General features: G+C 71.5%; 24 protein-coding genes and 1 riboswitch. Of the genes, 16 read left to right on the top strand and 8 right to left on the bottom strand.

Going from position 1 to position 24,721, the window contains the following annotated elements:
• Positions 1 to 64 precede the first annotated feature (64 nt).
• From ACWPQI_RS18650 to ACWPQI_RS18630, 5 genes are all read left to right on the top strand, one after another.
• A complete protein-coding gene (locus tag ACWPQI_RS18650; protein WP_026137888.1) occupies positions 65 to 637 on the top strand; it encodes a flavin reductase family protein in 573 nt (190 codons plus the stop codon).
• 31 nt (positions 638 to 668) lie between these two features.
• Positions 669 to 2,288 (top strand): 4-hydroxyphenylacetate 3-hydroxylase family protein, encoded by a 1,620-nt coding sequence (locus ACWPQI_RS18645; RefSeq protein WP_048772167.1) that lies wholly within the window; start codon positions 669 to 671, stop codon positions 2,286 to 2,288.
• Between the two features lie 19 nt (positions 2,289 to 2,307).
• Positions 2,308 to 3,156 carry a catechol 1,2-dioxygenase gene (catA, locus tag ACWPQI_RS18640; RefSeq protein WP_461874628.1) on the top strand — a complete coding sequence of 283 codons (849 nt, stop codon included), beginning with the start codon at positions 2,308 to 2,310 and terminating at the stop codon, positions 3,154 to 3,156.
• An 84-nt stretch (positions 3,157 to 3,240) separates the two neighbouring features.
• Positions 3,241 to 5,325, top strand: a complete 2,085-nt coding sequence (gene pta, locus ACWPQI_RS18635) for a phosphate acetyltransferase (RefSeq protein WP_017681275.1) — start codon at positions 3,241 to 3,243, stop codon at positions 5,323 to 5,325.
• On the top strand, positions 5,322 to 6,521 hold the full coding sequence (locus ACWPQI_RS18630; RefSeq protein WP_234574693.1) for an acetate kinase: 1,200 nt from the start codon (positions 5,322 to 5,324) through the stop codon (positions 6,519 to 6,521). The genes pta and ACWPQI_RS18630 overlap by 4 nt, the downstream gene beginning before the upstream one ends.
• Before the next feature lie 83 nt (positions 6,522 to 6,604).
• On the opposite strand, the gene ACWPQI_RS18625 is transcribed toward ACWPQI_RS18630, so the two are convergent.
• Together ACWPQI_RS18625 and ACWPQI_RS18620 are read right to left on the bottom strand one after the other, a co-directional pair.
• A complete protein-coding gene (locus tag ACWPQI_RS18625; RefSeq protein WP_234574691.1) occupies positions 6,605 to 7,474 on the bottom strand; it encodes an endonuclease domain-containing protein in 870 nt (289 codons plus the stop codon).
• Positions 7,475 to 7,637: 163 nt separating this feature from the next.
• A complete protein-coding gene (locus ACWPQI_RS18620) occupies positions 7,638 to 9,728 on the bottom strand; it encodes a serine/threonine-protein kinase (protein WP_420803896.1) in 2,091 nt (696 codons plus the stop codon).
• Between ACWPQI_RS18620 and ACWPQI_RS18615 the strand changes: the two genes are divergently transcribed.
• On the top strand, positions 9,718 to 10,107 hold the full coding sequence (locus tag ACWPQI_RS18615; RefSeq protein WP_443216034.1) for a hypothetical protein: 390 nt from the start codon (positions 9,718 to 9,720) through the stop codon (positions 10,105 to 10,107). The genes ACWPQI_RS18620 and ACWPQI_RS18615 overlap by 11 nt on opposite strands.
• On the opposite strand, the gene ACWPQI_RS18610 is transcribed toward ACWPQI_RS18615, so the two are convergent.
• Together ACWPQI_RS18610 and ACWPQI_RS18605 are read right to left on the bottom strand one after the other, a co-directional pair.
• Entirely contained in the window at positions 10,104 to 11,069 is a 966-nt protein-coding gene (locus tag ACWPQI_RS18610) for a glutamate ABC transporter substrate-binding protein (RefSeq protein WP_010592245.1), read from the bottom strand. The genes ACWPQI_RS18615 and ACWPQI_RS18610 overlap by 4 nt on opposite strands.
• Positions 11,066 to 12,424 (bottom strand): hypothetical protein, encoded by a 1,359-nt coding sequence (locus ACWPQI_RS18605; protein ID WP_474738427.1) that lies wholly within the window; start codon positions 12,422 to 12,424, stop codon positions 11,066 to 11,068. The genes ACWPQI_RS18610 and ACWPQI_RS18605 overlap by 4 nt, the downstream gene beginning before the upstream one ends.
• A 128-nt stretch (positions 12,425 to 12,552) precedes the next feature.
• On the opposite strand from ACWPQI_RS18605, the gene ACWPQI_RS18600 reads away from it, so the two are divergent.
• Entirely contained in the window at positions 12,553 to 13,404 is an 852-nt protein-coding gene (locus tag ACWPQI_RS18600) for an NUDIX hydrolase (protein WP_010592243.1), read from the top strand.
• A gap of 66 nt (positions 13,405 to 13,470) precedes the next feature.
• On the opposite strand, the gene thiE is transcribed toward ACWPQI_RS18600, so the two are convergent.
• Positions 13,471 to 14,160: a thiamine phosphate synthase gene (thiE, locus tag ACWPQI_RS18595; protein WP_040270720.1), complete on the bottom strand. Its 690-nt coding sequence runs from the start codon at positions 14,158 to 14,160 to the stop codon at positions 13,471 to 13,473.
• 26 nt (positions 14,161 to 14,186) lie between these two features.
• Positions 14,187 to 14,299: riboswitch (TPP riboswitch) on the top strand.
• Here thiE and thiO point away from each other — a divergent pair.
• From thiO to ACWPQI_RS18555, 8 genes are all read left to right on the top strand, one after another.
• Positions 14,297 to 15,355 carry a glycine oxidase ThiO gene (thiO, locus tag ACWPQI_RS18590; protein ID WP_225222524.1) on the top strand — a complete coding sequence of 353 codons (1,059 nt, stop codon included), beginning with the start codon at positions 14,297 to 14,299 and terminating at the stop codon, positions 15,353 to 15,355. It overlaps the preceding riboswitch by 3 nt.
• Positions 15,356 to 15,360: 5 nt before the next feature.
• On the top strand, positions 15,361 to 15,576 hold the full coding sequence (gene thiS / locus ACWPQI_RS18585; RefSeq protein WP_010592240.1) for a sulfur carrier protein ThiS: 216 nt from the start codon (positions 15,361 to 15,363) through the stop codon (positions 15,574 to 15,576).
• Positions 15,569 to 16,351: a thiazole synthase gene (gene thiG, locus ACWPQI_RS18580; RefSeq protein WP_040270724.1), complete on the top strand. Its 783-nt coding sequence runs from the start codon at positions 15,569 to 15,571 to the stop codon at positions 16,349 to 16,351. The genes thiS and thiG overlap by 8 nt, the downstream gene beginning before the upstream one ends.
• A gap of 290 nt (positions 16,352 to 16,641) precedes the next feature.
• Positions 16,642 to 17,271, top strand: a complete 630-nt coding sequence (locus ACWPQI_RS18575; protein WP_010592238.1) for an antibiotic biosynthesis monooxygenase — start codon at positions 16,642 to 16,644, stop codon at positions 17,269 to 17,271.
• Between the two features lie 221 nt (positions 17,272 to 17,492).
• Positions 17,493 to 18,437 (top strand): ABC transporter ATP-binding protein, encoded by a 945-nt coding sequence (locus ACWPQI_RS18570; RefSeq protein WP_029539854.1) that lies wholly within the window; start codon positions 17,493 to 17,495, stop codon positions 18,435 to 18,437.
• Positions 18,434 to 19,243, top strand: a complete 810-nt coding sequence (locus ACWPQI_RS18565; protein WP_064066344.1) for an ABC transporter permease — start codon at positions 18,434 to 18,436, stop codon at positions 19,241 to 19,243. The genes ACWPQI_RS18570 and ACWPQI_RS18565 overlap by 4 nt, the downstream gene beginning before the upstream one ends.
• 13 nt (positions 19,244 to 19,256) lie before the next feature.
• A complete protein-coding gene (locus ACWPQI_RS18560) occupies positions 19,257 to 20,717 on the top strand; it encodes a M20/M25/M40 family metallo-hydrolase (RefSeq protein ID WP_190242316.1) in 1,461 nt (486 codons plus the stop codon).
• Positions 20,710 to 21,534, top strand: coding sequence for an adenylate/guanylate cyclase domain-containing protein (locus ACWPQI_RS18555; protein WP_474738426.1), 825 nt, complete (start codon positions 20,710 to 20,712; stop codon positions 21,532 to 21,534). The genes ACWPQI_RS18560 and ACWPQI_RS18555 overlap by 8 nt, the downstream gene beginning before the upstream one ends.
• Here ACWPQI_RS18555 and thiD read toward each other — a convergent pair.
• On the bottom strand, positions 21,506 to 22,348 hold the full coding sequence (gene thiD, locus ACWPQI_RS18550; protein ID WP_010592233.1) for a bifunctional hydroxymethylpyrimidine kinase/phosphomethylpyrimidine kinase: 843 nt from the start codon (positions 22,346 to 22,348) through the stop codon (positions 21,506 to 21,508). The genes ACWPQI_RS18555 and thiD overlap by 29 nt on opposite strands.
• Positions 22,349 to 22,559: 211 nt before the next feature.
• Between thiD and ACWPQI_RS18545 the strand changes: the two genes are divergently transcribed.
• Positions 22,560 to 22,910, top strand: a complete 351-nt coding sequence (locus ACWPQI_RS18545) for a GNAT family N-acetyltransferase (protein ID WP_010592232.1) — start codon at positions 22,560 to 22,562, stop codon at positions 22,908 to 22,910.
• 25 nt (positions 22,911 to 22,935) lie between these two features.
• Here the strand turns inward: ACWPQI_RS18545 and ACWPQI_RS18540 are convergent, their stop codons facing one another.
• Both ACWPQI_RS18540 and ACWPQI_RS18535 read right to left on the bottom strand, forming a co-directional pair.
• A complete protein-coding gene (locus tag ACWPQI_RS18540) occupies positions 22,936 to 23,739 on the bottom strand; it encodes an exodeoxyribonuclease III (RefSeq protein WP_010592231.1) in 804 nt (267 codons plus the stop codon).
• A 9-nt stretch (positions 23,740 to 23,748) separates the two neighbouring features.
• On the bottom strand, positions 23,749 to 24,717 hold the full coding sequence (locus ACWPQI_RS18535; protein WP_017681287.1) for an N-acetylglutamate synthase, CG3035 family: 969 nt from the start codon (positions 24,715 to 24,717) through the stop codon (positions 23,749 to 23,751).
• Positions 24,718 to 24,721 lie beyond the last annotated feature (4 nt).

The following is a 24,721-nucleotide window of genomic DNA, read 5'->3' as shown; positions in this document are numbered from 1 at the left end:
CATACGTTGGTTCTCGTTCCGGATCGACCCGCAATCGCACATCGTGCAGGAAGGCGGTCTCCCCATGGACCAGCGAGCACTTCGCAACATCTTCGGCCAGTTCGCCAGTGGGGTCACGGTGGTCACGTGCGCCGGCGCCGAGGGCACCCCGCACGGGGCCACGGTCACCGCCTTCACGGCCGTCTCGCTGGAGCCGAGGCTGTGCCAGGTGACGCTGACGCGGACGTCGAAGGCGTGCGGCTACCTCACCGACGCGCCGTTCGCCGTGAACATCCTCGCGGCCGACCAACTCTCCACCGCACTGCATTTCGCCGGCAGGCCGCAGGCCGTCGCACCGGACTGGGACGACACCGGGATCGCACCCGCCTTCCCCGGTAACGCCGCCACCCTGATCTGCCGGCCGTGGGCCGAGTACGACGGCGGCGACCACGTCATCTTCGTCGGCGAGATCGTCGACGCCTCCGTCGACGCCGAGAAGGACCCGCTCCTGTTCTTCCGCAGCACCTTCCACGACCTCGGGGACCGATCCGGCTCGACCGCATGGAACGGGTGCCTCGACGATCCGCACAGCGGATGGTTCGACGCCACAGCCACATTCACCCCACTGCCCGCGCAGCTCGCCCGCGCTGCCTCCTGATCCCACGCCCGCCTCTCTCGAAGGGAAGAGCATGACCACCACCGAAGCAGCCCCCGCCACCGGCACCGTCGACCGGTCGAAGGTCAACGTCGCCGCGGACCACCCGACCAATCAGCAGCAGAACTTCGCCGCCCGGCCCATGACCGGCGACGAGTACATTGCGTCGATCGACGACGGCCGCGAGATCTACCTGCACGGCGAGCGCGTGAAGGACTTCACCAACCACCCCGCGTTCCGCAACTCCATTCGCATGACCGCCCGGCTGTACGACGCGCTGCACACCGGCGAGCACGTCGGCACCCTCACCACCCCCACCGACACCGGCAACGGCGGGGTGACCATGCCGTTCTTCCGCACCCCGAAGTCCGCGGACGACCTGCGCGCCGACCGCGACGCCATCGCCACCTGGGCGCGGATGACGTACGGCTGGATGGGCCGGTCCCCCGACTACAAGGCCTCCTTCCTCGGCACGCTCGGCGCCAACGACGAGTTCTACTCGCCGTTCCAGGACAACGCCAAGCGCTGGTACCGCGAATCGCAGGAGAAGGTCCTGTACTGGAACCACGCCATCATCAATCCGCCGGTGGACCGGTCGCTGCCCCCGGACGAGGTGGGCGACGTGTTCATGAAGGTCGAGAAGGAGACCGACGCCGGCCTGATCGTCTCCGGCGCCAAGGTCGTCGCCACCGGCTCGGCGATCACCAACTACAACTTCATCGCCCACTACGGCCTGCCGATCAAGAAGAAGGAATTCGCCCTGATCTGCACGGTGCCGATGGACGCTCCCGGCATCAAGCTCATCTCGCGGGCCTCCTACAGCCAGAACGCCAATGTCGTCGGCTCGCCGTTCGACTACCCGCTCTCGTCGCGCATGGACGAGAACGACGCCATCTTCATCTTCGACAAGGTGCTGGTGCCGTGGGAGAACGTGTTCATGTACGGCGACGTGGAGAAGATCAACAACTTCCTCGGCGGCTCCGGCTTCCTCCAGCGCTTCACCCTGCAGGGCTGCACCCGTCTGGCGGTCAAGCTCGACTTCATCGCCGGCCTGCTGATGAAGGCCCTCGACGCGACCGGCGCCGGCGGGTTCCGCGGCGTGCAGACCCGCGTCGGCGAGGTCATCGGCTGGCGCAACCTGTTCTGGTCGCTCACCGACGCGATGGTCGACAACCCGGAGCCGTGGATCGGGGACACCGTCATCCCGAAGCTCGAATACGGCCTGACCTACCGGATGTTCGCGATGCAGGGCTACCCGCGCATCAAGGAGATCATCGAACAGGACGTCGCGTCGGGCCTGATCTACCTGCCCTCCTCCGCGGCCGATTTCAAGAATCCGGACGTGCGGCCCTACCTGGACAAGTACGTCCGCGGCTCGGACGGCATCACCGCGGTGGACCGGGTCAAGGTGATGAAGGCGCTGTGGGACTCGATCGGCTCCGAATTCGGCGGCCGACACGAGCTCTACGAGCGCAACTACGCCGGCAACCACGAGAACGTCAAGGCCGAGCTGCTCTTCGCGGCGGAAGGCCGCGGGGACGTGTCCTCGATGAAGGGCCTGGCCGAGCAGTTCATGAGCGAGTACGACCTCGACGGCTGGACCGTGCCCGACCTCGTCGGCAACGACGACGTGTCCCACTTCCGCCGCGCCTGACCACTTCCCGGGAGACACCATGACCATCACCGAAAGCCCCACCGCCGTCGCCTCCGGCAACGCCGCCACCGACAAGTTCAAGGGCGAACGCTTCACCGCCGACACCTCACCGGAGCGGTTGTCCGCCATCGCGACCGAAGCCCTCGCGGGATTCAGCGCGCTGATCCAGAAGCATGCCGTCACCTACGACGAGTACCGCGTGCTCAAGCAGTGGCTCATCGACGTCGGCGAGGGCGGCGAGTGGCCCCTGCTGCTCGACGTGTTCGTCGAGCACGAGATCGAGGACGTCAACTCCCGGCGATTCCGCGGCACCAAGGGCAGCATCGAGGGGCCGTACTACGTTCCGGGCGCCCCCGAACTAGCCGCACAGTGCACCCTCCCGATGCGCGACGAGAATCGCGTCCATGCCCCGCTGGTCCTGCGCGGGCAGGTCACCGACCTCGACGGCCGGGGCCTCGACGGCGCACGCATCGAGATCTGGCACGCCGACGACGAGGGCTACTACTCGCAGTTCGCCCCGCACCTGCCGCAGTGGAATCTGCGTGGCACCGTCGTCGCCGACACCGAGGGCCGTTACGCGATCACCACCATCGAACCGGCCCCGTACCAGATCCCGACGGACGGGCCCACCGGCCGGTTCATCGAGGCGGCCGGCTGGCACCCGTGGCGCCCCGCCCACCTGCACCTGCGGGTGACCGCGCCCGGCCGGCACCCGATCGTCACCCAGCTGTACTTCGCCGGCGGTGAGTGGCTCGACGACGACGTCGCGACGGCGACGAAGCCGGAACTCGTCCTCGACCCCCAGGCCGACGACGCCGGGCGCAGGGTCGCCACGTACGACTTCGCGCTCGACCCGCTCGCGGACTGACACCGCCCCGCCGCCGGTGTGTCTTTCGGGTTGCTCCCGCAGCCCAAAGGACGCACCGGCGGCGAGCCGCCTATCGTGTGAGCCATGAGCGCCGCCGCCGAGTCCGTGTCGAGCATCTACATCGCCGCCCCGGAGGGCGACACCGGCAAGTCCACCGTCGCGCTCGGCCTGCTCCAGGCGCTGTGCGCCTCCGCCGCGCGGGTCGGTGTCTTCCGCCCCATCGCCCGCTCCGACGGCGACCGCGACTACATCCTCGAACTGCTCCTCGAACGCATCACCGTCGACCTCGACTACGACGAGTGTGTCGGCGCCACCTACGACGACGTGCACGCCGACCCCGAGGCCGCCCTCAGCGAGATCGTCGTCAAGTACCACGCCGTCGCGGACCGCTGCGACGCCGTCGTCATCGTCGGCAGCGACTACACGGAGATCGCCAACCCCAGCGAACTCGGCTACAACGCCCGCATCGCCGCGAATCTCGACGCGCCCGTCCTGCTCGTCCTGCGTGGCTCGCGGCGCACCCCCGACGAGGTGGCGCAACTGACCGGCGTGTGCACCGCCGAACTCGCCGCCCAGCACGCCCACCTGACCGGCATCGTCGTCAACCGCTGTCCCGCCGACCGGCTCGACGAGATCGCCGCGGCCGTCGGCGACCGGGGGGTGCCGCTGTGGACGCTGCCGGAGGTGCCGATCCTCGTCGCGCCGACCATGGGGGAACTGCTCACCGCGGTCGACGGCGAACTCTACAGCGGTGACCCGGAACTGCTGCACCGCGAAGCGCTGCGCGTCATGGTCGGCGGCATGACCGCCGAGCACATCCTCGAACGCCTCACCGAGAGCGTCGTGGTCATCGCGCCCGCGGACCGCTCCGACGTGCTCCTCGCCCTCGTCAATGCCAATGCGGCCGAGGGGTTTCCGTCGCTGGCCGGGATCATCATGAACGGCGGGCTCCTGCCGCACCCGGCGGTGGCGCAGCTCGTCGCCGGGCTCAAGCCCAGCCTGCCGATCCTGACGACGAGCCTCGGAACCTTCGACACCGCGTCGGCGGCCGACCGGACGCGTGGCCGCATGGCTCTCGGCGCGCACCGCAAGATCGACACCGCCGTCGCGCTGATGGAACAGCACGTGGACACCGATCAGCTGTTGAGCCGCCTCGACGTGCCCCGGCCGTCCGTCACGACCCCGCAGATGTTCGAGTACCAGCTCATCGACTGGGCACGCCGCCGGCGCCGGCACATCGTGCTGCCCGAGGGCGACGACGATCGGATCCTGCGCGCGGCGGGCCGTGTCCTGCAACGCCGGATCGCCGACCTGACGATCCTCGGCGACGAGACCCAGGTGCGGCGCCGGGCCACCGAACTCGGCGTCGACCTGAGCGCCGCGGAAGTGCTCGATCCCAGATCGTCCGACCTCGCCGAGCAGTTCGCCGAGGAATACGCCCGGCTGCGTGCCCACAAGGGAATGACGATCGAACGCGCCCGCGAAATCATGAGCGACATCTCGTATTTCGGCACGATGATGGTCCATCTCGGCATTGCCGACGGCATGGTCTCCGGTGCCGCGCACACCACCGCCCACACCATCCGGCCGTCCTTCGAGATCGTCAAGACCGAACCCGGCGTGTCCACGGTGTCGAGCATCTTCCTCATGTGCCTGTCGGACCGGGTGCTCGCCTACGGCGACTGCGCGGTGGTCCCCGACCCCACCACCGAACAGCTCGCCGACATCGCGATCTCCTCCGCCGCCACCGCCGCCCGTTTCGGCATCGAACCGCGCATCGCGATGCTGTCCTACTCGACCGGCGAATCCGGGTCGGGCGCCGACGTCGACAAGGTCCGCGCCGCCACCGCCCTGGTGCGCGAACGCCGGCCGGATCTGCCGGTGGAAGGACCGATCCAGTACGACGCCGCGATCGAACCGTCCGTCGCCAGCGCCAAACTGCCCGGCTCGGAGGTCGCCGGCCGGGCGACCGTGTTCATCTTCCCGGACCTCAACACCGGCAACAACACCTACAAGGCCGTGCAGCGCAGCGCCGGAGCCGTCGCCGTCGGGCCGGTACTGCAGGGCCTGCGCAAGCCCGTCAACGACCTGTCGCGGGGGGCGCTGATCCAGGACATCGTGAACACGGTGGCGATCACCGCCATCCAGGCGCAGGAGGCCGACGAATGAGCGCCCGGACGGAAGGCACCGTGCTGGTGCTCAACTCGGGCTCGTCGTCGATCAAGTTCCAGCTCGTCCACCCCGAGACCGGGGAGTCGGTGGCGCACGGTCTCATCGAGCGGATCGGCGAGCCGGAGGGCCGGGTCGTGTTCCACCACACCACCGGAACCGAGGAACACGTCGGTCCCATCGAGGACCACCGGGCCGGACTGCGGATCGTCCTCGACTGGGTGGAGGGACTGGGCCGGCCCCTGCGCGAGGCCGGCATCATCGCCGTCGGCCACCGGCTCGTCCACGGCGGTGAGGTGTTCCACGAGCCCACCCTCGTCGACGACGACGTGGTGCGCACCGTCGAGGAACTGTCCGTTCTTGCGCCGCTGCACAATCCCGCGAACGTCATCGGCATGGAGGTCGCGCGCGAGGAACTGCCCGACATTCCGCACGTCGGGGTGTTCGACACGGCGTTCTTCCACGCCCTGCCCGCCGCAGCCGCGACCTACGCGATCGACCGGGACGTCGCCCGGGCACACGGAATCCGGCGGTACGGGTTCCACGGCACGTCGCACCAGTACGTGTCCGAACGTGCGGCGCGGTTCCTCGGACGCGAGCTGTCGGAGCTGAACCAGATCGTGCTGCATCTCGGCAACGGTGCGTCGGCCTCCGCGATCGCCGGCGGCCGGCCCGTCGACACGTCCATGGGACTGACCCCTCTCGAAGGTCTGGTGATGGGAACCCGGTGCGGTGACATCGATCCCGGCGTGCTGCTGCATCTGAATCGCAGCGCGGGGATGGACGTCGACACCATCGACGGCCTGCTCAACCGGCGCTCCGGGCTCAAGGGCCTGTCGGGTGTCAACGACTTCCGGGCGCTGCTGCGGCTCGTCGCCGAGGGTTCCGAGGACGCGAAGCTGGCCTACGACGTCTACGTGCACCGGCTGCGCAAGTACCTCGGCGCATATCTCGTCGAACTCGGCGGCGTCGACGTCGTCGTGTTCACCGGCGGGGTGGGCGAGAACAACGTCGACGTCCGCCGCGACGCCCTCGCCGGCCTCGAACGCCTCGGCATCGTCGTCGAAGACGCACGCAACGTCGCGCCGGAGCGCGGCGAGCGACGCATCTCGGCGGACACGTCGCAGGTGGAGGTCCTCGTGATCCCCACCGACGAGGAGCTCGCGATCGCGCGGGCGGCCGCGGCGCTGGTGTAGGCGAGAGGGACGTTTCTGCGCCGAGCGGGAGGTTGTCGTCGAGGCCACTCGGCCGATGCCGCGAGATCCTCCCGCTCGCTTCCTCACCACCGGGCGCCGGCCGCCCGCAACGCCGCCCGTACTCGCTCGAGCACGACGTCCGGGCGCTCGGCGAGCAGTCGAGCGTCGACTCGGACGACCCGCCGTCCCGCGGACTCGAGCAGCGCGTACCGGTCGATGTCCCGGGTGCGCTGGGCGGGGTCCGTCCAGTGGTGTCCGCCGTCGTACTCGACGAGAACCCGCCAGGATCGCCACCCCAGGTCGGCGCGGGCGAGCAGTCGTCCGTCCGCGGCACGGACGTGGATCTGGGTCTCGGGAACAGGAAGCCCGCCGCGCACGAGCAGCAGGCGCGTCCGTGTCTCGGGCGGGGACTCGGCGCCGCCGTCGACGAACTCGAGCACCTGACGCAATGCGGACACCCCACGCGCTCCCGCGTGCCGGCAGGCGAGCTCGCGGATCTCCGCAGGCTTCACACCGGTGGCGTGACACAAGGCGTCGAGGAGTTCGACAGCACGGTCCCCTTTCGCAGTGCGGCCGAGGTCGAACCCCGTCCGCGCCGGACTTGTCACCGTCATTCCGTCCACGCGGCACAATTCGTCGTCGTCCGGGATGCCTTGCCGGACGACGATGCCGGAGGGCGCACGCACGTGACCGGCCCGAAGCAGCTCCGCCGGGGCGGAGCCGTCGATCCACTTCGTCCCGTGCAGCGCCGCGGCCGACAGTCCGGCGAGCGTTCCCCTGCCCGCCGACCACAACCACGCCGCCCGGGCCCTGTTGCGTGCCGTAGGCGCGACACCTCGCCGCACGTAAACATCGCGGTGCAGGCGGACGAATCCGTGCCGCAACTCGTAGGCGGTCAGCGCACCGGACGCGATAGCCTCGGTGCCCCGGAAGGGAGCGTCGAAGGAATGCACGGACGCACACGATGCAGGGCGTCCGGCCGTTGCGGAACCCACCTCGCCGGACTGTGGACAACTTCGGAGTTGTCCACAGGGACGGTGATCGGGCGACCCCCGCGCCGAGCGGGAGGTTGTCGTCGAGCCTACTCGGCCGATGCCGCGAGATCCGCCCGCTCGCTCACAGCAGGCTGCGGGGGCGGATGGCGTTGGCCAGGTCGACGAGCGTGAAGCGGTGGGCGCGCGTCGGCGCGTTGCGGGCCAGGTCCCGCAGACCGGTCTCGGTACCGCTGCGAAGACCCCTCTCGTCGAACGGGACGTCGAGAATCGGGTCCGATTCGCGCCGTGCCGAGTGCCCGGCGCGGACCCAGTCGAGAGCGATCGAGAGCACCAGGGTGCGCATCTGCAGAAGCCGTCCCTCCTCGGGCGACAACGTCGCCACCCGCCGCGCGGCCTCGCGCAGGTCGGCCTCCTCGATCTCCTCGACCGGACGGTCGTGCAGCAGGATCAGCACGGTCGTCATCCGGGCGACGGCGTGGTGCCGGGAACTCGGCGGCACCTGGTCGAGAGCGGCGATCGCGGCTGCCCGATCGCCGCGGAGGGTGAGTTGCCGCGCCAGACCGAACGCGGCACTCACCACGTTGTGGTCGGTGCGCCACACGGTGCGGTAGTAGTTCTCGCAGAACGCGCGCCAGGCACCGGGATCGTCGCTCTCCCAATGCTGCAGGATGAGTTCGGCCGTGGCCGCCAGGGCGAGCTTGGGTGCGGCCTCGCCGGGCGTCGCGGCGAGCACCTTCTCGAATCTGCCGAAGGCGGACTCGTATTCGCCGTTGATCAACTCGGCGAGACCGGCGTACCAGTCGATGCGCCAGTCCGCTCCCAGGTCACGTTCGAGCTTGCCCAGGATCTCGGTGGCGCGCACGCCGTGCCCGAGGTCGAGATGGGCGCGGACCTCGGCGAGGGTGATCTCCCGGGAGAACGAGACGTCGGCCGTGCCGACGACGCGCTCGATGCCGTTGTCGCGCGCGTGGCGCAGCGCGTCGAGGGTCTGCTGAGGTTCGCTGTGCACCGCCGCCGCCAACAGTGCCGCGCTCGGATCGAGCGGGTCGAGCAGCGGAACGGGCAACGCCGCCGCCACATCACGCGCCGCGAGGTTCTCGTCCCGTTCGACACCGTCGACGATCGAATCCGTGCGCCCGACGGCCTCGTCCGTGCCGAACGTCGTCCGCTGCCGGCTGAACACCGACGACAGCCCCGGATGCTCCTCGCCGGTCTGCTGCGACAGGATCTCGCGCAGGACACCGGTCAGCTGGCTCGCCATCTCGTCGGCCGACTCGAACCGCCGCTGCGGATCGGAATCGGTGGCCCGCAGCAGCAGCCGGTGGTAGGACTCGTACTCCGCCAGCAGCGGCGCCTCGGCCGGCGTGGGGAGGCCGTCGGCCGGACGCCCCTGCTTCCACGGCATGTCGAGGGTCAGCACGGCGAGGGTCCGGCCGACGGTGTAGATGTCGGACGCCACGGTCGGGCCGGTGCGCACGATCTCCGGGGCCTGGTAGCCCGGCGTGCCGTACAGGTAGCCGTAGTCCTCGATTCCGGTGACGGCACCGAGATCGATGAGCTTGAGTTGCTCCTCGGTGACCATGATGTTCTCGGGCTTGAGGTCGTTGTAGACGAGCCCGACCGAATGCAGATAGCTCAGCGCCGGCATGATCTCGAGGACGTACGCGACGGCCTGCTCGACGGGCATCCGCGCGGGCTTGGGGCAGGTGTCGAGCACCTCGCGCAGCGAGTGCCCGCCGACGTATTCCATGACGATGTAGCCCATCGGGCTGCCGTCGGGGCGAGGGTGTTCGACGAAGTTGAAGATCTTCACGATGCTCGGATGCGTCACCTCGGCGAGGAACTGCTTCTCGGCCAGCGCGACGGCCTGCGCCTCGGCGTCTCCCGAGTGCAGCAGACCCTTCAGGACCACCCAGCGATCGCTGACGTTCCGGTCGATCGCCAGGTAGATCCAGCCGAGACCACCATGGGCGAGACAGCCCTGCACGACGTACTGTCCGCCGACGACGTCGCCGACCGCGAGCATCGGAGTGAACTCGAACGGGGTTCCGCACGAAGGGCATCGGCCCGACGTCGCGCCCGGTCCGTTGGGGGTGCTGCGGCCGACCGGCTTGCCGCACTTCCAGCAGAACCGTTTGCCCTCGGCGACATGCGGGTCGCGCAGGACGACGGACTCGGGATCGACGGGGGTCGGGACGGGGATGTCGACCATACCTGCGAGACGTCGCCGCGACGGCAGCCGCGACCGGGAGCGGCGCGAGGACGACCGCTGCGACGGCACGCTCGCCTGGCGGCTGCGCTGTGTTTCCGGACCGATGCTCGGTGCTGTTTCCGGACCGATGCTCGGTGCTGTTTCCGGACCGATGCTCGGTGCTGTTTCCGGACCGATGCTCGGTGCTGTTTCCGGACCGATGCTCGGTGCCGTTCCCGGACCGATGCTCGGTGCTGTTCCCGGGCCGGCGCTCGGTGCGGTCGCCGGACCGGACTCCGGCGGGGCCGCCGGTGCAGTGGCCGGACCGGAATCCGGGGGTGCCGCGGACGCTGTCGCCGGTCCGGTGTCGTCGTCGGTGTCGGACATGGGTTCTCTCTAGTCCACGTACGTCGGGGGCGGCGGCGCCGGGGCGGGCCCCAGGACGGTGAGCCAGCGGTTGTAGATCTGCGTCCACGTGCCGTCCCGACGGATCCGCTCCAGGGTGCCGTTGACGAACCGCACCAGATCCTCACGGCCCTGCGCGATCCCGATGCCGTAGGGCTCGGTTCCGATCGGCGCCCCCACCAGTTCCAGGTACGGGTCCTGGGAGGCGAGCCCGGCGAGGATCGTGTCGTCGGTACTGACCGCGTCGACCTGGCGCTGCTGCAGCACGACGAGACAGTCCGCCCACGACGGGACCGTCAGGATCGCCGCGGACGGCTGCAGTTGCCGCAGACGCATCAGCGACGTCGTGCCGCGCACGACACACACCCGCCGGCCGGCGAGATCGGCGACGTCCCGGACGTCGGAGCCCTGGACCACCAGGACACGCTGCTGGGCGACGAAGTACACCGTGGAGAAGTCGACGCGTTCACGTCGGGCGCACGTGATCGTCATCGTCTTCGCGACGATGTCGACGGTGGAATCCTGCAGGGCCTGCTCCCGGTCCGCGGAGTTCAGGATCCGGAAGTCGAGCAGGTCCGGGCTGCCGAGCAGATCCCGGGCGATCTCGCGGGCGATGTCCACGTCGAACCCGGCGATCCGGCCGGTCGAGGGGTCGCGGAAACTCATCAGGTTGCTGCCGGTGTCGAGCCCGACGACGAGGCGCCCGCGCGCCCGGATCGCATCGAGGGCGGGCCCGGTCGTCGCCCCGTCGGGACGCAGCCCGGCGGTCGGGTCGCCGCAGTCCGGCTCCGGGGGGATCGGCACGTCGGTAGGCGCGAGTGCGGCGCGCTCCGGCAGCGGCGGCTCGGTGTAGGACACGTCGGGGCCGACGACGATCTCCGGCTGCGACGTCGCGCACCCACCGGTGAGGACGGCCGCGGCGACGACGGCGGCGAGGAGGGCGTTGCGGATGTTCACAGGTACTCCCGGATCCGTGGCGCCAGTCCTCCCACGACGCCGATCCCCGCGAGCACGGTCAGCACCCACGCGGCCGGTGCGAGCGCGGACAGCGTGTCCGCGGCGCGGACTTCGTTGCCGCGGAGTTCGGCGCGCGCGAGGTCGATGCCCCGTTCGAGGGCGCGGTCGACGGCGTGGAACTGGGCCGCCGCCTCGTCGGGCCCGGGGCCGGTGGCGAGGATCGCGGCAGCCGGGTAGTCGCCCCGGTCGAGCGCCGCCTGCACGCGGTCGTGCGATGCCAGCCAGGCCGTGCGCGCTTCGGCGGCGCGGCCGGCGGGTTCGGCCTGGGTCTCCACGTCGGCCGCCGCGGAGCCGGTGAGCAACTCGTCGAGACGGTCCATGCTGCCGTCGAACATCGCGTCGTATTCGCCGGTGACGTCCCGCCGGACCAGCTGCAGCGTCTCGGCGGTCCGGGCCTGCTGGGCGAGGATCCGGCTGTCGGTGAAGACCCCGAGCGGTTCGCCGCCGCGCTCGACGGCGTTCCGGGTGGCGCTCGACGAGATCAGTCCCGCAACGAGGAGCCAGCACAGCAGGATCCCCGTCGAGGCGATGGCCGCGAGCAGACCGAGGTTCAGGGTGCGGCGGCTGATCCGCGAGACGATCACGTGCACGCCGGTCAGCGCGACGACCGTCACCAGCAGCATCCCGATCGACGTCCACGGCGGCTGCACGGCCGCACGCTGGGTGGACGTGACGGCGGACGAGCTGCGTTCGTACAGTTCCTGCGCCATCGGCAGCAGTTCGGACTGCATCAGGTGCGAGGCCTCGCCCAGGTAGGCGGCGCCCACGGGGTTTCCGACGCGGTTGTTCGCACGAGCCGTCTCCACCAGGCCGGTGTAGACGGTGAGCCGACCGGCGATGTCCGCCACCAACCGGGCGCCCACCCTGTCGTCCGCGGCGATTCCGCCGGCCGCGGCGACGAGCTGGGTGGACGCCTCGCCGACGGCCTGGGTGTAGCGTTCCCGCACCTCCTCGGGTTCGATACCGCCCGCGATGAAGCCGGTGGCGGCGGCCGCGTCCGTGACGGACAGGGCACTGTAGAGACTCTGGGCGGCGTCGGCGAGGGGTTCGACGGAGGTGAGCAGCCGACTGTGCGTGGCCTGCCGGCTCGTCACGGTCTGACCTGCGACGATGCCGGAGACGATGAGGAGGATCAGCAGCAGGGCGCCGAGCGTGAAGAGTGCGACGGGGGTGGATCGGAGCAGGGCGCGCCAGTCGTCGGCGCGGCGGTCGTGGTCGACGACGGGACCGGACACGTCGCCGCGCTGGAGGCGACCCCCGACCGCGCCGAGCGTGGGGGTCACGCGCACGTCCACGAGAGCACCCCTTCCGATGTGGCACTGTGTGTGGCGAGCATATAAGCAGTACTGGGATGTTGTTGCCGTCCGAGGACGGTGGACGCCCGGCTCGCGGCCTGCGACCGGGCGGCAGGGAGGCGGACGCGATGCGAGGTGACGGGGACGGCTGGGCCGTCGGACCCGACGGTGGTCGCCGGTGGGGCAGATTCGGCGCGGCCGGGCTGCTGCTGCGTGCACCGCTGCCCGACGGCACCCCGGCCGTGTTGCTGCAGCACCGCGCGGCGTGGAGCCACCAGGGCGGCACGTGGGCGCTGCCCGGCGGCGCCCGCGACAGCGACGAGAGTCCCGTCGTCGCGGCTGTACGGGAAGCCGAGGAGGAGACCGGGATCGACCCGGCTGCCGTGAGCGTGCGCACCGAGCGGGTCACCTCCGGCGTCGACGGAGGATGGACGTACACCACGGTCGTCGCGGACACCCCGAGCCCGATGGAGACGACCCTCAACGGGGAGAGCACCGAACTGCGCTGGGTGCCGGAGGCGGACGTCGAGACCATGCCCCTGCACTCCGGGTTCGCGGCCGCCTGGCCGGACCTGCGGACCCGGGCGGTGCGGATGCTGCTCGACACGGCCAACGTCCTCGGCGCGCGGCCGAACGGCTGGTGGCGCGACCGGCCGGGCGCCACCGCACGACTGCTCGCGGAGCTGGCGGAGTCGGTGCCCCGCACCGTCGAGCTGCCCGGCGGCTCGTTCGGCTGGGTGAGCCGCATCGAGGCGGTCCTCGAGGGGCAGGCCCGCGCGGCGGTGATCGACGACGACCGCACCCTGGTGCACACCGCCGCCGGCAGCGGAGACGACGAACTGGCCGTCCTGGCGAAGGGCACGTCGGCGGTCCTGGACCAGGTGCTCACCGTGGTGGTGACGGCCGACCGGGGACTGCGCGCCCGGCTGCCCGGGGATGTGCCGACCCTGGCGCCGTCGACGGTGCTCGACTGGCTGTGACGGACCGTCAGCGGGCGGCGCCGCCAGTGCGGCCGCCGCGGGTGCGCGACCGGCTGTGACGGACCGTCAGCGGGGCAGCGCGGCCTTCAGCGCGGCCGCCGCGGTCCGCGGATTCGGTGCCGCGGTGATGGCGCGGACCACCGCGATGCGGGTGGCGCCGGCGTCGAGCACCTCGGGCAGCCGCTCGGCATCGATGCCGCCGATGGCGAACCACGGCCGCCGCGGCTGCGACCGGGCCACCTCCCGCAGCACCTCGAGGCCCGCTGCGGTGCGGCCCGGCTTGGTGGGGGTCTCCCACACCGGTCCGTTGGCGAAATAGTCGACGCCGTCCTCGATGTCGGCCAGGCTGGCCTGGGCCCGGCTGGCGGTGGAGCGGCCGATCACCACGTCGTCGCCGAGGACCTGCCGGGCGTACCGCACGGGCAGGTCGCCCTGCCCGAGGTGCAGGATGTCGGCGCCGGCGGCCAGGGCGATGTCGGCGCGGTCGTTGACGGCCAGCAGGGCCCCGTGCCGGTGGCAGGCGGCGGCGAGCACCTCGAGCGCCTCGAGCTCCTCGCGGGCCTCGAGCGGGCCGAACTTCTTCTCGCCCGCCGAGCCCTTGTCGCGGAGCTGGACGATGTCGACACCGCCCGCGAGTGCCTCCTCGACGAATCGGGCCAGGTCGCCGGTGTCGCGACGGGCGTCGGTGCACAGGTAGAGCCGGGCCTGCGCGAGGCGTTCCCGGGGGGCGGGACGGTTGCCGCGGTAGGTAGTCACGGCGGAGACGGTAGTCTCTGCTCTGAACGAATCGACACGGGAGTCCCGGGGATCGCGGGGCTGAGAGGGGGCCTGCCGGCCCCGACCGTCAGCACCTGAACCGGATCATGCCGGCGCAGGGAGTGAGGTGGACGAACTGTTGGGAACCGTATCCGTCGTCGGCGGAGGCGTGATCGGGCTGTCGATCGCCTGGCGCACGGCCCGGGCCGGCTGGACCGTGACCGTGCACGACCCGTCCCCGGGAGCGGGGGCGTCGTGGGTGGCCGGGGGGATGCTCGCACCGTTGTCGGAGGGCTGGCCGGGTGAGGAACACGTCCTCGAGCTGGGTGCCGCGTCGCTGGCCCGCTGGCCGGCGTTCGGTGCCGAACTGCTCCGGGAGACCGGCCTCGACCTGTTCACCTCCACCGCCTCGCTGACCGTCGCGCTGGACGCGGCCGACGCCGCCGACCTGCGCACGATCGCCGAGTGGGTGTCGGCGCAGGGGCACGAGATGCGCGTGCTCGGCCGCGCCGAGGTGCGCGAACTCGAGCCGTCGCTGGGGCCGCGCATCCGTCTGGGTCTGCTGGCCCCGGACGAGCTGGCCGTGGACAACCGGGTCCTCGTCGACGCGCTGCGACGGGCTGCCGCCGGGGCCGGCGTCAGCTTCGTCGACGAGCCGGTGCGTGACGTCACCGAACTGGACGCCGACCGGGTCGTGCTCGCGGCCGGTGCCGCCTCGGCGCGGTTGTGGCCGGGCCTGCCGGTGCGGCCGGTCAAGGGGGAGATCCTGCGGCTGCGGACCCGGCCGGGCGCGGCTCCCGCCCCGCACCGGACGGTCCGCGGCAGCGTGCACGGCCGGCCCGCGTACCTGGTGCCGCGCGCGGACGGACTCGTCGTCGGCGCAACCCAGTACGAGGCCGACGACACGCAGGTCACCGTCGCGGGGGTGCGGGATCTCATCGCCGACGCCGAGGCGCTGTTCCCGGCGATCGGCGAGTACGAGCTGTACGAGGCGAGTGCGGGGCTGCGACCCGTGAGCCCGGACAACCTGCCGCTGATCGGCCGGCTGTCCGAGCGGGTGATCGCCGCGACCGGGCACGGCCGCAACGGCGTGCTGCTGACCCCGGTCACGGCGGACGCGGTGGTCGCGGAGCTCGCGGACGAACCGCTCGCTGTGGCGAAATATGCTGATCCGCAACGATTTACCGAGGAGTGAGTGTGATGAACGGTGCGCCGACGGTGGGAGTCACGGTCAATGGGGAGGAGCGCTGGTTCGCCCAGGCGCCGACGATGGCCGAGCTGCTGAGCGGACTCGGCCTCCCCGACCGGGGGGTCGCCGTCGCCGTGGACGGTGCCCTCTTCCCCCGGGGACGGTGGTCCGAGCGCGTCGAGAAGGGCTGGCAGATCGAGGTGCTGACGGCGGTGCAGGGTGGCTGAGCGCAACCCCGGCCACGACCTGCCGCCCCTGACGATCGCCGGACGCAGCTTCGCCTCGCGGCTGATCACCGGCACCGGTGGGGCCGCGAATCTCGCCGTGCTCGAGGAGGCCCTCGTCGCCTCCGGCACCGAACTGACCACCGTGGCGATGCGCCGGGTGGACGCGGCGTCCGGGACCGGCGTGCTCGATCTGCTTCGCCGCCTCGACATCGCGCCGCTGCCCAACACCGCCGGCTGCCGCGGCGCCGCCGAGGCGGTGCTCACCGCGCAACTCGGTCGCGAGGCGCTCGGGACGGACTGGGTCAAGCTCGAGGTCGTCGCCGACGAACGCACGCTGCTGCCCGACGCGATCGAACTCGTCTCGGCCGCCGAACAACTCGTCGACGACGGTTTCGTCGTGCTGCCCTACACCAACGACGATCCGGTGCTGGCGCGACGGCTCGAGGACGTCGGCTGTGCCGCCGTGATGCCGCTCGGCTCGCCCATCGGCACGGGGCTGGGCATCTCCAACCCGCACCACATCGAGATGATCGTCGAGGCCGCCGGGGTGCCGGTGATCCTCGACGCGGGCATCGGTACCGCGTCCGACGCCGCGCTCGCGATGGAACTCGGGTGCGACGCGGTGCTGCTGGCGACCGCGGTGACCCGGGCGAAGGACCCGGCGCTCATGGCGTCGGCGATGCGCCACGCCGTCGAGGCGGGCTTCCGGGCCCGGCACGCGGGCCGCATCCCGAAGCGGTTCTGGGCGCAGGCCTCGTCGCCGCTCGAACCCTGAGGCGACCGGATGTGAGGCGGTGACGGTCGGTTTCTCGACGGACCCGGTGGTGCCGCACGCGTCGCGGCACCCCCGGCCTCGTCGAGGGCGGAGAACGGTCGTGCACGGGGGGGGCACTGCCCGCGCTCGCAGGGCGGCAGCGGCGGCGGACGAAGGTCGTGCGAAACCGGTCGCCCCGCAATGCCGGCGCACGCCCGTCTATTGCCTCCAGCGGATCGGGGGAGCATGGTGAAACCCGGGGGGACGACAACGACCGGCGGCGCCGCGTCGGCACCGCCCTGAGGAGAAGGGTGCCGATCGTGTTCGCACGCTCGACCACAATTCACGCGCATCCGTCGTACATCGACGCCGGGATCCGGCACGTACGCGACACCGTGATGCCCACGCTGGCAGACATCGAGGGCTGCCTCGGCATGTCCCTGCTCATCGATCGCGGCACGGGCCGGTGCATCGCGACCAGTTCGTGGCGGGACGAGGACTCGATGCGCGCCAGCGAGGACACGGTGCGCATGCTCCGTGACGACGCGGCCAGGATCTTCCACGGCACCACGGAGGTGTCGCGGTGGGAGATCGCCGTCGTGCATCGCGACCACCGTTCGGATCGCGGGGCCTGGTGCCGGGTCACGTGGGTCGAGACCGACCCGGCGCACATGGACCGCGGCGTCGACCTGTGGAAGATGGGCGCACTGCCCGAGCTGGAGGAACTCGACGGGTTCTGCAGCGCCAGCCTGATGATCGACCGCGCATCCGGCCGCGGGGTGTCGTCCGTGACGTTCGACAGCGCCGAGGCGATCGAACCCCACAGGGAACGCCTCGACGGTATCCGGGCCGCAGTGACTCGCGAGGCGGGCGCGGAGATACTCGACACCTGCGAATTCGAGCTCGCCATCGCGCACCTGCACGTCCCCGAGACGGTGTGAACCGCAGGCTCGGGACCGGTCGTCCTCGATCCGGCGAAGTCTCGTCGCCGGCCGAAATGTCGCCCTGGCCGGAGTGAGCGCGGTGCGGGGTCTTCGGTCCGGACGGACCTGCGCGGTCGCGGGTGGGACTCGCGCCTGCTGAACCGTGGCGGTGGGTGAGTGTCGGGGCGGAGGACGACCCCGCGCGGCGCGATCCGGCCGAATCGGGCAGGCTGTGGGTCATGATCGAAGTGACCGGACTGACGAAGACCTTCGGTTCCACCGTCGCCGTCGACGACGTGACGTTCACCGTCCGGCCGGGGATCGTCACCGGATTCCTCGGCCCCAACGGTGCCGGGAAATCCACGACGATGCGGATGATCCTCGGCCTCGACCGGCCCACCGCCGGGACCGCGCTGATCGGCGGCGTCCCCTACCGCCAGCTGAAGCGGCCGCTGCGGACCGTCGGTGCCTTGCTGGATGCGCGCTGGGTGCACCCGAACCGGTCGGCGCGGGCCCACCTGCGCTGGCTCGCCGCATCCAACGGGCTGCCGAACTCGCGGGTCGAGGAGGTGCTCGCGCTCGTCGGCCTGACCGAGGTGGCCGACAAGCGCGCGGGCGGCTTCTCGCTCGGCATGTCGCAGCGGCTGGGACTGGCCGGCGCGCTGCTCGGGGATCCGAAGGTGCTGTTGTTCGACGAGCCCGTCAACGGCCTCGACCCCGAGGGCATCGTGTGGATCCGCCGATTCATGCAGGCCCTGGCGGCGGAGGGGCGCACCGTGCTCGTGTCGAGCCACCTGCTGTCGGAGATGGCGCAGACCGCGGATCATCTGCTGGTGATCGGCCGGGGCCGGCTCATTGCGGACACGTCCGTCGCGGAGTTCGTCGAGCGGGCGTCGGAGGCGACGGTGCGGGTGCGCAGCCCGCAGCTCGACACCCTCCGCACGGCACTGGCCGGGCAGGGCCACGCCGTCCGGGACGACGACGGCGCGCTGATCGTCAGCGGCGTCACCACCGCGCAGGTCGGGGAGCTCGCCGCCGCGCACTCGGTCGTGCTGCACGAGCTGGCGAGCCGGAACGCCTCGCTCGAGGAGGCGTTCATGAAACTGACCGGAGACGACGTGGAGTACCAGGGAGCCGTGGCCGGAGACCCGGCCGTGCAGCCCATGAAGGGGGAGCTGCGATGAGCGTGGCCGTCGACAACACCGGGGCGGCGAGCGTGGCCGTGGACACCGTCAAGGCGGAACGGATCAAACTCACCTCCACCCAGTCGCCGTGGTGGTGCACCGTCGTGATCGTTGCGCTCGGCCTGGGCCTCGCCGCGATCCTCGGCGCCGCCTCCAAGGCGAGCATGTCCGTCGACGACGAGATGGGCCGGTTCTACCCGACCGTGGACGTCGCGGTCAGCGGCGTCGCCGGCTTCGGCGTGCTCGTGCTGATGATCCTCGCGGCGCTGTCGGTGACGAGCGAGTACCGGTTCGGGGTCATCCGCACCACGTTCCAGGCGATGCCGAACCGCAGCGTCGTGCTCGTCGTCAAGGCGCTGCTGATCGGGCTGTTCGGCGCGGTGCTCACCGGCGTGCTGGCGCTCGCGTCGTTCGCCCTCGCCAAGGCCCTCGCGGGCCCGGAGGCCGGGCGGGAACTCGTCCTCGAGGGCGACCAGGCCTGGCGGTCGATCTACGGCGTCTCGATCTACGCGCTGCTGTGCGCAGTGCTCGCCGTCGCCGTCGGGGCGCTGCTGCGCCAGTCCGCCGGCACCATCGCGCTGCTGTTGCTGTGGCCGCTGCTGATCGAGTCGCTGTTCGCCTTGTTCGGTTCGTTCGGCCGGCAGGTGCAGCCCTTCCTGCCGTTCGCCAATGCCAACCACTTCCTCGGCAGCGATCAGGGCATCGACTTCCACTGGGGACCGTGGGGTTCGCTGGTGTACTTCGCGGTGTTCGTCGCCGTGGTGTTCGCTGCCGCGCTGCTCGTGGTGAACCGGCGCGACGCGTGAGTATCCTCGGCGGATGAACCGGGGAGCGCGGGTACGGGCCGGGGGCGTCGCCGCAGCGATCGTGCTGCTGGCGGCGGCATGTTCGGAGGAGCCACCGCCACCACCACCGGTGGATCCGGCCGCGCTGGCGCAGGCCGTGGGAATCGATGCGGTGGTCGGGCATCTCACCGAACTCGACCGCATCGCCACCGAGCACGACGGCAACCGCGCCGTGGGCACCGCCGGCTACGACGCGAGCGTGGACTACGTCGCCGGCCGGCTGCGCGACGCCGGATTCGACGTGCAGACCCCGGAGTTCGACGTCCGCAGTTTCGACGTCGAGGCCGAGACCCTGACCGTCGCCGGCGCGCCGGTGCCGGTCCGGGCCCTCGAGTTCTCGCCGTCGACCGGTCCGGACGGGCTCACCGCCCGCCTCGTGCCGGTGCCCGCCGACGACACGCCCGGGTGCGAGGCCTCCGACTACGAGGGGCTCGACGTCTCCGGTGCCGTCGTGCTCGTCACCCGCGGGGTGTGCCCGTTCTCCGTCAAGCAGCAGGTCGCTGCGGAACGGGGGGCGGCGGCGCTCCTCGTCGCCAACAACGAGGACGGTGCGCTCACCGGCGCGACGCTCGGCGAGGAGGGCGACGACCGCGTGCCCGCCGCGGGGATCAGCGGCGCCGACGGCCGCGCGCTCGCCGCTGCCCCCGCCACCGTGACCCTCCTCCTCGACACCCGCATCGAGAGCGTGCGCTCGCGCAACGTGCTCGCGCAGACCGCCACGGGCTCGACCGACGACGTGGTCGTCGTCGGCGCCCACCTCGACAGCGTCCCGGAGGGCCCGGGCGTCAACGACAACGGCACCGGCGTCGCTGCGGTGCTCGAGACGGCGCTGCAACTCGGCAGCGAACCGGGCGTCACCAACGCGGTGCGGTTCGCGTTCTGGGGCGCCGAGGAGGTCGGGCTGGTCGGCTCCACCGACTACGTGGCCTCCCTGGACGACGCCGGCCGCGAGGACATCGCCCTGTACCTGAACTTCGACATGCTCGGCTCGCCCAATCCGGGATACCTCGTCTACGACGGCGACGACTCCGACGCGGTGGGCACCGGTCCGGGACCGGAGGGCTCGGCGGGCATCGAGCGCACGTTCCTGGCCTACCTGACCTCGCGCGGCATCGCCGCCGACGGCACCGATTTCGACGGGCGCTCCGACTACGGGCCGTTCGTGGACGCGGGCATCCCCGCGGGCGGTGTGTTCTCCGGTGCCGACGACCGCAAGACCCCGGAGCAGGCGCAGAAGTGGGGCGGCACGGGCGAGGAACCGTTCGACCCGAACTACCACAGCCCGCAGGACACGCTCGCGAACATCGACCGGGCGGCACTCGCCGTCGCCGCCTCGGCCGTCGGATACGGGGTCGGCACGTATGCGCGGGCCGTCACGGGACCGGACGGGGTTCCGGTCGGACCGCAACGCACCGAGGTCCGATCCGATGGATGAGACACCGGGGTTCGGTCGTCGCCTCGTGGACCGATTCGCGGCCGTCGACCGGCGGCCCGAACTGGTCCGGCTGGCCCGGCGGCTGCGACGCACCCTGCCCGGCGACCCCGGCTTCGGCGATCCGTTGTCCACGGCGGGGACCAGCGGGCCGCAGGCGGTCGCGCGGCTGGCCGGGAGGTGGCGAGACGTCGACGAGCCGAGCGCGGTGCACGAACTCGGCTTCGGCGTGCTGCAGGCGTGGCAGGCGCTGCTCGAACGCACCGGCGCCGGGCGCGGCGACCGGGAGGTCACCGTGGTCTTCACCGACCTCGTGGGATTCTCGACGTGGTCCCTCGCCGCGGGCGACGTCGCCACCCTCGACCTGCTGCGGCGCGTCGCCTGGGCACTGGAGCCGGCGTTCACCGACCGTGGCGGCACCATCGTCAAACGGCTCGGCGACGGTCTGATGGTGGTGTTCGACCGGCCGGAACGGGCGCTGGAAGCGATCTTCGCGGCCCGCGCCGCCCTGACCGAGGTGACCGTGGACAGCTACCGGCCACGGATCCGGGTCGGCGCTCACACCGGCCTGCCCCGGCGGATCGGCAGCGACTGGCTGGGCGTCGATGTCACCGTCGCGGCCCGCATGATGGAGCTCGCCGGGAACGGGCACGTGGTGGTGTCGTCCGCGACGCTCGACGCCTTGCCGCCCGGCGCGGTCGACGCGCTCGGTCTCGAGGTGCGCTCGCATCGGCGTGGGCTGTTCACCTCGGCCCCCAAGGGTGTGCCGCCCGAACTCGGGATCTGGCGGGTCAGGACTGCAGTCGCCACAGGGGGTTGACCGGGCCGTGCCCGGCGCCGAGGTCGTACGACCACTCGAGGCACCGGGTGACCCACTCCTTGCCGAACGCGACGGCGTCGGGCACCGACCACCCGTGGGCCAGGGCCGACGCGATCGCCGCGGCGAGCGTGTCGCCGCCGCCGTGGTCGTTGCCGGTGTCGATGCGGGGACTGGTGAACTCGAGAAAACGATCCCCGTCGAACAGCAGGTCGGTGCTGACCTCGGAGGTGCGCAGGTGCCCGCCCTTGACGACGGCCCACTGGGCGCCGAGGTCGTGCAGCGCCTCGGCGGCGCGCCGCGCGGAAGCGTCGTCGACGACCTCGATACCGGTGATCAGCCGCACCTCGTCGAGGTTCGGCGTGACCACGGTGGCCTGCGGGATCAGGGTGTGCCGCACCGCGTCGAGGGCCTCCGCGTGCAGCAGGGGATCGCCGTGCATCGACGCGCACACCGGGTCGACCACGAGCGGTACCGGCCGGTCCCGGCCGATGCCGACCTCGGTGCACACCGCGGCGACCGCCTCGATGATCCCGGTGGAGGCGAGCATGCCGGTCTTGGCGCCCGAGACCCCGATGTCCTCCACCACGCAGCGCACCTGCGCGGCCACCGTCTCGGGCGGGATCTCGTGAAAGCCGCTGACGCCCACGGAGTTCTGCACGGTCACGGCCGCGACGGCGACGCAGGCGTGCACGCCGCACATCGCCATGGTGCGCGAGTCGGCCTGGATCCCGGCCCCACCCCCCGAATCGGTGCCGGCGATGGTGAGGGCACGGACCGGGGTTCGGCCCTTCGGGGGCAGGGGCAGCAGCTTCACGGCTGCGACCCTACCGATCCGGTCCGATTGCCGGCCCGGCCCCCCGGCTCGGATCCCGGCCGCGCGTGCGGCCGCCGATGTGCGCTGCCACACCGGCGCGGCACCGTCCCGGGGCAACGTCCAGTTTTGTCTCACACGTCTCGGCAGATGCACCCTGCATGCTCTATAGTGGCGTAGGTCACAGTTCGGTTACGGCACCACGGAGGGGATCATGCTCGTCAACTCGCCGCGCACCGAGGTGACCGACAACAAGGATCAGAACCGCTTCGAGCTACGCCTGAACGGGGATCTTGTCGGGATCCTCGGGTATTTCGACACGGATCGTCCCTCCGGCGTGCCCGGACGCAACCATCCCGTCGTCGACTTCCTGCACACCGTCATCGTCGAGGACTTCGGGCACCGTGGGCTCGCGGGCGTTCTCGTGGGCCGCTCCCTGGATCTCGCGCGCGAGCGGGGCTGGCGGGTCCGTCCCGTGTGCACCTATGTGCAGCGCTTCCTCACCGCCCACCCCGAGTATCGGGACGTCGTGCTGCCCCTCGAGCCGGCCGCCGGTCGTCGCTGACGCGCCGGGCCGGGGACCGGACGTCTCAGTCCGCGAGGTCGACGACGACCGGCGCGTGGTCGCTCGCCCCCTTGCCCTTGCGCTCGTTGCGGTCGATCTCCGCGCCGGCCACACGCGCCGCGAGCGCCGGGGAACCGAGGACGAAGTCGATCCGCATGCCCTGACGCTTCGGGAATCGGAGCTGGGTGTAGTCCCAGTAGGTGTACACCCCCGGGCCCGGGGCGTGCGGGCGCACCACATCGGTGAAGCCGCTGTCGAGGAACGCGCGGAACGCCTCCCGTTCCGGCTCCGACGTGTGGGTCTTCCCCTCGAAGAACGCCGGATCCCACACATCCTCGTCGGTGGGCGCGATGTTCCAGTCGCCGACGAGCGCGATCTGCGTCTGCGGGTCGGCGGCGAGCCAGGCCTGGGCGTCGGCGCGCAGCTTCGCGAGCCACTCGAGCTTGTAGACGTAGTGGGGATCGGCCAGTTCGCGGCCGTTGGGCACGTACAGGCTCCACACCCGCACCCCGCCGCACGTCGCGCCGATCGCCCGGGCCTCCTGCGCCGGGTCGGCGTCCGGGTCCTTGGTGAATCCGGGCTGGTCCTCGAACCCGATCTGCACGTCGTCGAGACCGATGCGGGAGGCGATGGCCACGCCGTTCCACTGGGAGAGCCCGACGTGTGCGACCCGGTAGCCGAGCTCTTCGAACCGCTCGTACGGAAACTGCTCGTCCTTGCACTTGGTCTCCTGCATGGCGAGCACATCGGTGCCCGACCGCTGCAACCAGTCGAGGATCCGGTCGGCACGGGCACGGACGGAGTTCACGTTCCAGGTAGCAAGACGCACGGTCCCACTCTAGGCGAGCGGGCGGACAGGTTCCGTCGCGTACCGGTAGCGATGGTGCTCGACGAATCCGAGCGCCCGGTACAGGCCCCGGGCGGCGTCGTTGTCCGCTGCGACCTGCAGGTATGCGTGGGTGGCGCCGTGGTCGCGTCCCCACTGCAGCAGGGCGCCGCACACGAGCGTGCCGAGGCCGCGCCGGCGGTGTGCGGCGGCCACCTCCACGGCGGTCAGCCCCACCCAGCGCCGCCCGTCGGGGGCATCGGTGACCGCGGCACGGGCGATCGCCAGGGTCGCGGTGTCGCTGCCGATACGGCCGAACCCCAGCGCGCCGCCCAGGACGGACTCGACGACCGCCCGGCCCTCGGCGGGCACCGGAGCACCGCGATACCGGTACAGCGACAGCCAGCCGGCGTCCGGGCGGGGGCTCACGGCCACGGGGGTGGTGACACCGGGCAGTGGCACGTTGTCGAGGTCGGCGGCCAGCACCTGCACCTCGTCGCTCGGGGTCCATCCGTGCGGGATGCGCGCGAGCCGGTCCGGCAGCAGGAGCCGCAGCGGCAGGCCCCGTTCCGCGAACCACCCGCGCATCCGGGCGTGCACGTCCGGGTCGAGGGGGTCCGCGACCGTGCCCGGGTCGCCCAGCGGCGTGGCGGAGTTCGCACGACCGGTGAAGCCGGCGCCGGCCCGCAGGAGCCAACCGTCGATCCAGCCCTGCTCGAGCCCGGGCCAGGCGGCGGCTGCGGCGTTCTCGAGGGCGCGGATCTCGCCGGTGCGGATCGGGCGGGCGCCGAGTGCCTTGAGCGCCACCACGGCGTCGGGCGCGACCTGCACGAGACGGCTGTCGGCGGTGCGGACCACCACGGCCGGGTCGAGGGCGACCAGTTCCCCGATCACGTCGGTCATCGGGTGGCTGTACCCGGCGGGCAGCCGGTAGCGCAGCACCACCCGGGTGCCGACGGGCACGGGCTGCTCGGTCGTCACCGGG

Source organism: Rhodococcus sp. LMD (genome assembly GCF_056108245.1).
Note: the sequence above shows the minus strand (reverse complement) of the source record. Positions and strands in the feature narration are given on the sequence as shown.